General features: G+C 65.5%; 7 protein-coding genes. All 7 read right to left on the minus strand.

Annotated elements, in window-relative coordinates; genetic code table 11:
• Positions 1 to 99 precede the first annotated feature (99 nt).
• Positions 100 to 2,628: an excinuclease ABC subunit UvrA gene (locus RRX38_RS09540; protein WP_315962339.1), complete on the minus strand. Its 2,529-nt coding sequence runs from the start codon at positions 2,626 to 2,628 to the stop codon at positions 100 to 102.
• A 33-nt stretch (positions 2,629 to 2,661) separates the two neighbouring features.
• Complete coding sequence (locus RRX38_RS09545) at positions 2,662 to 3,546, minus strand: alpha/beta hydrolase (RefSeq protein ID WP_315962340.1); 885 nt, start codon at positions 3,544 to 3,546, stop codon at positions 2,662 to 2,664.
• Between the two features lie 50 nt (positions 3,547 to 3,596).
• Positions 3,597 to 4,874: a flavohemoglobin expression-modulating QEGLA motif protein gene (locus RRX38_RS09550; protein WP_315962651.1), complete on the minus strand. Its 1,278-nt coding sequence runs from the start codon at positions 4,872 to 4,874 to the stop codon at positions 3,597 to 3,599.
• Between the two features lie 26 nt (positions 4,875 to 4,900).
• A complete protein-coding gene (locus tag RRX38_RS09555) occupies positions 4,901 to 5,659 on the minus strand; it encodes a TetR/AcrR family transcriptional regulator (protein ID WP_315962341.1) in 759 nt (252 codons plus the stop codon).
• Positions 5,660 to 5,990: 331 nt separating this feature from the next.
• Positions 5,991 to 7,493 (minus strand): lysine--tRNA ligase, encoded by a 1,503-nt coding sequence (lysS, locus tag RRX38_RS09560; RefSeq protein ID WP_315962342.1) that lies wholly within the window; start codon positions 7,491 to 7,493, stop codon positions 5,991 to 5,993.
• Between the two features lie 93 nt (positions 7,494 to 7,586).
• Positions 7,587 to 8,682, minus strand: a protein-coding gene (gene prfB / locus RRX38_RS09565) for a peptide chain release factor 2 (protein ID WP_315962343.1) whose coding sequence is annotated in 2 segments (ribosomal slippage) — positions 7,587 to 8,609 and positions 8,611 to 8,682 — 1,095 coding nt in all. Because the reading frame shifts where the segments join, the coding sequence is not laid out codon by codon here.
• A 127-nt stretch (positions 8,683 to 8,809) separates the two neighbouring features.
• Positions 8,810 to 9,817 (minus strand): PleD family two-component system response regulator, encoded by a 1,008-nt coding sequence (locus RRX38_RS09570; RefSeq protein ID WP_315962344.1) that lies wholly within the window; start codon positions 9,815 to 9,817, stop codon positions 8,810 to 8,812.
• Between the last annotated feature and the right edge of the window lie 2 nt (positions 9,818 to 9,819).

Raw genomic sequence — 9,819 nt, forward strand, 5'->3', positions numbered from 1 at the left:
CTATCTACTGTGAACAGGCGGTCGCTTCGCGGCTGAAGCCGCTCCTGCTGCAGCGCAAGGGGCACTGGCGCTGAGTTCTCGAACCGGCAGTCCCTCGCGTCACTGCCCTTGCAGTGCCCGCGCCAGAAAGGGTGCCGTGCGGCTCTCGGCACAGGCCGCCACCGCCTGGGGCACGCCGCTGACCACCACCCGGCCACCGGCATCGCCCGCGCCGGGGCCGATGTCGATCACCCAGTCGCTCTGCGCCACCACCCGCATGTCATGTTCGACCACCACCACGCTGTGCCCGGTGTCCACCAGGCGGTTGAGCTGTAGCAGCAAGCGGTCGATGTCCTGCGGGTGCAGGCCGTTGGTGGGTTCGTCGAGCACGTAGAGGGTGGCACCACGGGCACTGCGTTGCAGTTCGGTGGCCAGCTTGATGCGCTGGGCCTCGCCGCCGGACAGCTCGGTGGCGGGCTGGCCGAGGCGCAGGTAGCCCAGGCCCAGCTCGTTGAGCACCTGCAATGCGCGACGTACCGGCGCCTGTTCGGCGAACACCGCGCAGGCCTGCTCGACGGTCAGTTGCAGGACCTCGGCAATCGTCAGGTCGTTCCAGGTCACCTGCAGGGTCTGCGGGTTGTAGCGTGCGCCATGGCAGGTCGGGCACGGGGCGTAGACGCTGGGCATGAACAACAGCTCGACACTGACGAAGCCCTCCCCCTCGCATTGCTCACACCGCCCTTTGGCAACGTTGAAGGAAAACTGCCCGGCATCGAAGCCCAGCACCTGGGCCTGTTCGGTGGCGGCGAACAGCTTGCGTACGTGGTCGAACAGCCCGGTGTAGGTCGCCAGGTTGGAACGTGGCGTGCGGCCGATGGGCTTCTGATCCACCTGGACCAGGCGCTTGAGCTGCTCGACCCCGGCACTTACCCGCCCGCCGCTGCGTTGCTGCGGCTCGTCTTCAAGCCCACCCTGCTCAGCCTCTTGCGACGCCTCGGCATGCCCCAGGTGAGCGCCCACCAGGTCCAGCAACGCATGGCTGACCAGGCTGGACTTGCCAGAGCCGGAAATGCCGGTCACCGAGGTAAAGCAGCCCAACGGGAAGGCTGCGTCCAGGTCGACCAGGTTGTTGCGGGTGATGCCTTCCAGGCGCAGCCAGCCCTGCGGCGTGCGCGGCCCCCGTGGCGCCGGCCGCGGCGTACCGAACAGGTAATGCCGGGTGCGCGATTCACTGACCTGCTCGAGCCCGGCCGGCGGGCCGCTGTACAGCACCTGCCCGCCCTGCTCGCCGGCCGCCGGGCCGACGTCTACCAGCCAATCGGCGCGGCGCATGGTGTCCAGGTCGTGCTCTACCACATACACCGAGTTGCCCGCCGCCTTGAGGCGTTGCAGGGCATCGAGCAAGGCTTCGCTGTCGGCCGGATGCAGGCCGGCGGAGGGTTCGTCGAGCACGTAGATGACGCCGAACAACTGCGAGTTGAGCTGGGTCGCCAGGCGCAGGCGCTGCAACTCGCCGGACGACAGCGTGGGCGTGCTGCGCTCCAGGGCCAGGTAGCCCAGGCCCAGGTCGGTCAAGGTGGTGATGCGTTCGAGCAGCTCGTTGGCGATGCGCTGGGCGGCCAGGCGCTTTTCCAGCGAAGCATCGACAGTCTCGCGTTCTAGCCACTCGCGGCTGGCCACCTCCTTGAGCAGTTCGGCCAGCTGGCGCAGCGGCAGGCCCAGCAGTTCGGCGATGTCCAGGCCGGCGAAGGTCACGGTCAGCGCCTCGCGCTTGAGGCGCTTGCCTTCGCACGCCGGGCAGGGGCTGGCGAGCATGTACTGGGCGACACGCTTGCGCATCTGCGCGCTCTGCGAATGCATGAAGGTGTGCAGCAGGTAGCGCCGCGCGCCGCTGAAGGTGCCCTGGTAGCTCGGCTCCTGCTTGCGCTTGAGCGCTTCACGGGTCTGCGCCGGGGTGAGGCCGGCGTATACCGGCACCGTGGGGGTTTCTTCGGTGAACAGAATCCAGTCACGCTGTTTCCTGGGCAGGTCACGCCAGGGAATGTCGACGTCATAGCCCAGGGTCACCAGAATGTCGCGCAGGTTCTGCCCTTGCCAGGCCGGCGGCCAGGCGGCGATGGCCTTCTGGCGAATGGTCAAGGACGGATCGGGCACCATCGAGGCCTCGGTGACCTCGTGCACCCGCCCCAGGCCGTGGCACTGCGGGCAGGCGCCCTGCGGGGTGTTGGCCGAGAAGTCTTCGGCGTACAGCATCGGCTGGTCGGCCGGGTAGGTGCCGGCCCGCGAATAGAGCATGCGGATCAGGCTCGACAGGGTGGTGACGCTGCCCACCGAAGAGCGCGCACCGGGACTGCCGCGCTGCTGTTGCAAGGCCACCGCCGGCGGCAGGCCCTCGATGGCGTCGACATCCGGCACGCCGACCTGGTCGATCAGGCGCCGGGCATAGGGCGCCACCGACTCGAAATAGCGCCGCTGGGCCTCGGCGTACAGCGTCGAGAACGCCAGCGAGGACTTGCCTGAACCGGACACGCCGGTGAACACCACCAGCGCATCACGCGGCACATCGACGTCGACGTTCTTGAGGTTGTGCTCGCGGGCGCCACGCACGCGCACGAAGCCGGAAAAACGGGGCGGGGAAGTCTCGGGCATGGGCCATCCTGATCAGTGGGGGCGACGGTGCGGCTACGGCGTACCGGTGTCGTAATTGGGAATCTCGCCCAGGCGGCGCAGGCCGTTGAAGTGCCGCGGGTCTTCAAGGTAGCGCAGCAGCACCTGGCGGAACGTCGGGTCGGCGAAGGTCTGCACATGCCCGCCGCGGGTCAGCTGCAGGACCCGTGGCAGGGGCGCAGCCTTGTACAGGGTCAGGCCGTTGTCCAGCGGCACGATCTCGTCGTCCAGGCTGTGGAACAGCAGGATCGGCGTGCCCTTGAGCTGGGCGATGCCATGCACGGCGCTGTCGGCATCGGGAATCAGCCAGGACAGTGGGCGCTTGAAAGGCCAGGTCAGCCATGACGTACCCAGGGTATGCCGCGCCACGTCACGGTAGCTGGCCGGCACGCCGTCGAGCACCAGGGCCTGCAGACGGCTGCGCTGCTCGGGATGGGCCGCCAGATAGTGCACCGCCAGCGCACCGCCGATGCTCTGGCCCAGTACGATGCGTGGATGCCCCTGCACCTCAGGGGCAGCGTCCAGCCAGGCGAAGGCGGCGTCGAGGTCCTGGTAGATGGCCGGCAGGCTCGGTTCACCGGCAGACAGGCCGTAACCGCGATAGTCGAGCATCAGCACCTGATAGCCCTGCTCCGGCAGCCACCAGCTGCCGCCCAGGTGCCAGGCCAGGTTGCCGCCGTTGCCATGCAGGTGCAGCACCGTGCCCTTGACCGGCACCCCGGCCTTGGCCGGCAACCACCAGCCATGCAGGCGCGTACCATCGGCGGCGCTCAGCGACACGTCGCGCCAGGCAATGTGCGCCTTGTCGGGGGTGAACGGCTGGCCCTTCTCCGGGTAGAACAGCATGGAACTGCAACCGCCGAGGCTGAGCAGGAGAATCAGGGTGCCGATCAGTTTCAAGACGACGGTCCTTCGTGGTGGGGCTGCGAGGCTCGCGGCCTTGATGAGCCTCAGAGGATGTTGGCGTAGTCTGCTTCGATCCTGTCCAGGCTCAGATGGTTCAGAAAGTTGGAGAAGCACATCCACGCCGACAGGGCGTTCATGTCGCGGAACTGGTCGGGCAGGTAACGCGGCGCAACCACCAGGCCTTCATCCACCAGCTGGCGCAGGGTGCGCATGTCTTCCAGGGTGGTCTTGCCGCAGAACAGCAAGGGCACCTGTTCGAGCTTGCCCTTGCGTACGGCCAGCTGGATGTAGTTGTAGATCATGATGAAACCCTTCAGGTACGACAGGTCCTTGGTGAAGGGCAGGCCATCGGGGCTGGAACCACGGAACACCCGGCTGGCATTGCCGTAGCTGTCGGCCATGCTGAAGCCCTGCTCCCGGTAGAAGTCGAACACCTGCAGGAAGTCGGCGCCCTCCTCCGCCATGTGGATGGCGCGGGTCCGGTTGGTGAGCTTGCGCAGTCGGCTGGGGTAGGAGGCGAAGGCGATGACCTCCATGAGGATCGCCAGGCCTTCCTGGGTCACGGTCGAGGACGGCGGTCCCTTGGACAGGAAGGTGCAGATCGGCTGGTTCAGACCGTTGAGGGTGGTGCCGACGTGCACCAGCCCTTCATGCACCTCCAGGGCACGCACGTCGCGCTCGTTGAACATCGCATCGGAGCGGATCTTGATGTAGTCGGCACCGGCCGCCGCATCGGCGACGATGCCGTCGGACTCGAAGACCCGCACCGTGGTCTCGGCTTCGCCGAACACGCGGTTCAGGCGACGCTGGAGGATCTCCACGGCATCCTTGGCGGTGAGGGTCTTGGGCTCGTCCTTGAGATCGCCACGCCCGGCGATGTTGTTCAGGTAGCCCGAGAGCATCATGCCCAGGTCCGACAGGGTCGGGTCGCCGGCATGGAAGGCATCGGAGGCCGCGCCATAGAGTTCCTGGGAAATCAGCCCGAAGTCCGGCGTGCCGCGGGCTTCGAGCATGCGCACCACCATGCGGTATTCGCGGCACATGCGGCGCATGATCTGCCCGACCGGGTTGAACTGCCCCAATTGCCGGGTGATGTCGCGTTCGATGTCCTGGAACTCCTGCTTGAGGGCACTGGCATCGAAGCCCAGGGCGCGGCCCTGGTAATAGTCGCGGTTCACCGCAGGCAATTCCTTGCCCTTGGCGGCGAGAAAGGTCTTGCGCACCCCATCGTCCCACTTCACCGCATCGAGCACGCGGATCGGCGTCTGTGCCGTCACGATGCGGTCGGATAACCCGCGAATGGTCTGCTGGTACTCGTCCACCCGGTACTCCTCGATCCTGATGTTGGTCAAGCCTGGCCTGGGTCCGTCGCCGCCGCACCGAGGAACTGCTGCAACTGGCGGGTCAGGAGCGCCTCGCGCTGGCTGGCCGCCTGCGCAGTGAGGCCTTGCAAGAGGCCCTGATATTCCATCCGGCGGATCATGCCCGTCAACACTTCGGCATCTTGCTGCGGCTGCGCCGAGCCCAGCACCTGGAGGAACTGGCAGGCGCCGCGAAAGAGAATCTGCTGGTGGTCGGCGACCAGCAGCGCCAGACGCGGGTTGATCAACGCCTCGAGATAGAAGGCGTATTCGGCGATCAGCTGGTCGCGGCGGGTCTGCAACTGGTGCTCGATATAGTCCTGGATCATCCGCGCGATGTCGCGGGTCAGGCACTGGCGCCCGGCCGGGCTGCCATCGTTGCGGGCCAGCATGTCGCGCAGTATGACTTCGGTGTTCTGCCACAGGCGGGCCAGGTACACCGCACTGCGTTCGACGTACTGCGCGAAGGCATCGTTGAGCAGGTCATCGATGTCCTTGAAGTAGTAGGTCGTGGCCGACAGCGGCACGTCAGCCTCGGCGGCCACCGCACGATGACGCACACCGCGCACGCCATCACGGATGACGATGCGCATGGCGGCATCGAGGATTGCCTGGCGGCGTTGCTCGCTGCCCCGGCGACTGGCCTTGCGGCCCTGATAACGCACGCTCTGGGCAACGGCACTGGCGACCCTGGCCGCTCCTTGGGTGGTGTCGTTCACCACAGGTTCTACTGGCGTCACTTCCATGGTCGGATCCAATTTATTCGCTTCGCCGACCTGTGGGAGCGACGTCTGCCGCGAAGAGTTCCCGGCCGACGCAACATTGTTGGCTGTAGCCACACCCCGAGCAGGCGCCGCTACAGCCATGAACAACCGCTTCAACGGCCCAAACGTCGCGATCTCTCTGCCGGCTTCTTCACCGCTGAAACCCCCTACTGTTCGGCTAGACCGGGTAGGAGCGGCTTGAGCCGCGAAGCGACCGCCTGTTCACGACAGATGCAGTGAATTTACTGGCGCTTGCGCGGCTGAAGCCGCTTCTACCGAGCCAATCTGGGCGGCAGAGCGGCTAAAGGGACGATCAGGCCTGTGGACGCATGTGCGGGAACAGAATCACGTCGCGGATCGACGGCGAGTTGGTCAGCAGCATCACCAGACGGTCGATACCGATGCCTTCACCTGCGGTGGGCGGCATGCCGTATTCTAGGGCGCGCACGAAGTCGGCGTCGAAGTGCATGGCTTCGTCGTCGCCGGCGTCCTTCTCGGCCACCTGGGCCATGAAGCGGTCAGCCTGGTCTTCGGCGTCGTTGAGCTCGGAGTAGGCGTTGGCGATCTCGCGGCCACCGATGAACAGCTCGAAGCGGTCGGTGACGTTGGGGTTCTTGTCGTTGCGGCGCGCCAGTGGCGAAACCTCGAACGGGTATTCGGTGATGAAGTGCGGCTGCTCCAGCTTGTGCTCGACCAGCTCTTCGAAAATCATCACCTGCAGCTTGCCCAGGCCCTCGTGGCCCAGCACCTTGGCACCGGCTTGCTTGGCGATGGCACGGGCCTTGTCGACGTCCTGCAGGTCGGCAGCGGTGATGTCCGGGTTGTACTTGAGGATCGAGTCGAACACCGACAGGCGCGCGAACGGCTCGCCGAAGTGGAACACCTTGTCGCCGTACGGCACGTCGGTGCTGCCCAGGACCAGTTGCGCCAGTTCGCGGAACAGCTCCTCGGTGAGGTCCATGTTGTCTTCGTAGTCGGCGTAGGCCTGGTAGAACTCGAGCATGGTGAACTCGGGGTTGTGCCGGGTCGAGACGCCTTCGTTACGGAAGTTGCGGTTGATCTCGAAGACCTTCTCGAAGCCACCGACTACCAGGCGCTTGAGGTACAGCTCTGGCGCGATGCGCAGGAACATCGGCATGTCCAGGGCATTGTGGTGGGTTTCGAACGGCTTGGCCGCCGCACCGCCAGGAATGGTCTGCAGCATCGGCGTCTCGACTTCCAGGAAGTCGCGCTTGGCCAGGAAGCTGCGGATGTGCGAGATGACCTGCGAACGCACGCGGAAGGTCTGGCGGGTTTCTTCGTTGACGATCAGGTCGACGTAGCGCTGGCGGTAGCGCTGTTCGGTGTCGGTCAGGCCGTGGTGCTTGTCCGGCAGCGGGCGCAGCGACTTGGTCAGCAGGCGCACGCTGGTCATTTCGACGTACAGGTCGCCCTTGCCGGAGCGCGCCAGGGTGCCTTCAGCGGCGATGATGTCGCCCAGGTCCCAGGTCTTGACCGCCGCCAGGGTCTCTTCCGGCAGGGTCTTGCGGTTGACGTAGACCTGGATGCGCCCGGTCATGTCCTGGATGACCATGAACGCGCCCCGGTTGAGCATGATGCGACCGGCAACCTTGACCGGAATCGCGGCTGCTTCCAGCTCTTCCTTGGTCTTGTCCACGTACTGCTGCTGCAGGTCGTTGCAGTAGCTGTCGCGGCGGAAGTCGTTGGGGAAGGCATTGCCCTTGTCGCGCTGTGCGGCAAGCTTGTCCTTGCGCAGGGCGATCAGGGCGTTCTCTTCCTGTTGCAGGTCTTGCGATTCGGTCTTCAGGTCGCTCATGTCGTCATTGTTTCCATCAGGTATTCGGTGCCCCTGTCGGGCAGGGCGCGCGATACGGGCCGCTGGCCTCGTATCGCGGCGGTGGTGTGCGGATTACAGCCCCTGCTTGAGGCTCGCTTCCAGGTACTGGTCGAGGTCGCCGTCCAGGACCTTCTGGCAGTCGCTGCGCTCGACGCCGGTGCGCAGGTCCTTGATACGCGAGTCGTCCAGCACGTAGGAGCGGATCTGGTGACCCCAGCCGATGTCCGACTTGCTGTCTTCGAGCGCCTGCGAAGCGGCGTTGCGCTTTTGCATTTCCAGCTCGTACAACTTGGCCCGCAGCATTTTCATCGCGGTGTCCTTGTTGGCGTGCTGGGAGCGTTCGTTCTGGCAGCTGACCACGGTGTTGGTCGGTACGTGGGTGATGCGCACCGCCGAGTCGGTGGTGTTGACGTGCTGACCACCGGCACCGGAGGAACGGTAGGTGTCGATGCGCAGGTCGGACGGGTTGATTTCGATCTCGACCCGGTCATCGATCTCCGGCGAGACGAACACCGCCGAGAACGAAGTGTGGCGACGCGCGCCGGAGTCGAACGGGCTCTTGCGCACCAGGCGGTGCACGCCGATCTCGGTGCGCAGCCAGCCGAAGGCATACTCGCCCTTGATGTGCACGGTGGCGCCCTTGATGCCGGCGACCTCGCCCTCGGACAGCTCCATGATGGTGGCGTCGAAGCCGCGCTTGTCGGCCCAGCGCAGGTACATGCGCAGCAGGATGTTGGCCCAGTCCTGAGCCTCGGTGCCGCCGGAACCGGCCTGGATGTCCAGGTAGGCGTTGTTGGGGTCCATCTCGCCGCTGAACATGCGCCGGAACTCCAGCTTTTCCAGCAGCTCGCGCAGACGCTCGACCTCGGCGGCGACGTCGGCGACAGCGCCCTCGTCCTCTTCCTCGGCGGCCATTTCCAGCAGGTCCTTGGCGTCGGTCAGGCCGGAACTCAGGTCATCCAGGGTGGTGACGATCTGCTCCAGCTGGGAGCGCTCGCGGCCCAGGTTCTGTGCGTATTCGGGTTTGTTCCAGACGTTGGGGTCTTCGAGCTCGCGGGTGACTTCGACTAGACGATCATGCTTGTGATCGTAGTCAAAGATACCCCCGAATGGTTTCGGAACGCTCGGAGAGGTCCTTGATGCTGTTCAGGATCGGGTTGATTTCCATAGTGGTCAGCACTCGCAGGCGAAAATTACAAAGCCGACGAGTATACCCCAGGCATGCTGGCTATTGCAGCCCCGTCGAGCGGGGCCCGGCCCTTGCAGCCGCTACACCGGCAGCCGCCAAGCCCGCCTCAGCCGCCGACCTGCACCTGGTTACGCCCGTTGTGCTTGGCCGCGTACAGGCCCTTGTCGGCGTCCAGGATCAACTGCCGGCTGTTGGAGCCCGGTTGCGGCGTCATGGTGGCGATACCGATGCTCACCGTCAGATGCGAGTCGCTGTTCGGGGCGATGTGCGGGATGTTCATGCTGGCCACGCTCTGGCGCAGTTTCTCGGCCAGCAGCCGCGCGCCGCCGGGCGAGGTGTTGGGCAGCACCATGGCGAACTCCTCGCCGCCATAGCGCGCCGGCAGGTCCGAGGGACGGCTGCAGTTGGCACGGATGGCCTTGGCAACCTGGCGCAGCGCTTCGTCGCCCTCCAGGTGGCCGAAGCTGTCGTTGTAGGCCTTGAAGTAATCGACGTCGATCATCATCAGCGACAGCTGCGTCTGCTCACGGGTCGCACGCCGCCATTCCAGCTCCAGGTACTCGTCGAAGTGACGGCGGTTGGACAGCCCGGTCAGGCCGTCGGAGTTCATCAGCCGCTGCAGCACCAGGTTGGTGTCGAGCAACTGCTGCTGGCTGACGCGCAGCGCCCGGTACGCCTCGTCGCGTTGCAACAGGGTCAGGTAGGAGCGCGAGTGGTAGCGGATGCGCGCCACCAGCTCGATGGTGTCGGGCAGTTTCACCAGGTAGTCGTTGGCGCCGGCGGCGAAGGCGGCGCTCTTGATCAGCGGGTCTTCTTTGGTGGACAGTACGATGATCGGAATGTCTTTGGTCAGCGGGTTGCTGCGGTACTCGCGCACCAGGGTCAGGCCATCGAGGCCGGGCATGACCAGGTCCTGGAGAATCACCGTGGGCTTGATCTGGACCGCCTGCGCGATGGCCTGGTGCGGGTCGGCGCAGAAGTGGAAGTCGATCTGCTCTTCGTTGGCCAACCCGCGGCGCACGGCCTCGCCGATCATCGCCTGATCGTCGACCAGCAGCACCATGGCGGAGTTTTCATCCGGCGTCCTGAGGTCTTCTGCCTGCAAGTCATGCATGA

Origin of the sequence: Pseudomonas sp. DTU_2021_1001937_2_SI_NGA_ILE_001 (assembly GCF_032463525.1) — a bacterium.
Classification (GTDB): domain Bacteria; phylum Pseudomonadota; class Gammaproteobacteria; order Pseudomonadales; family Pseudomonadaceae; genus Aquipseudomonas.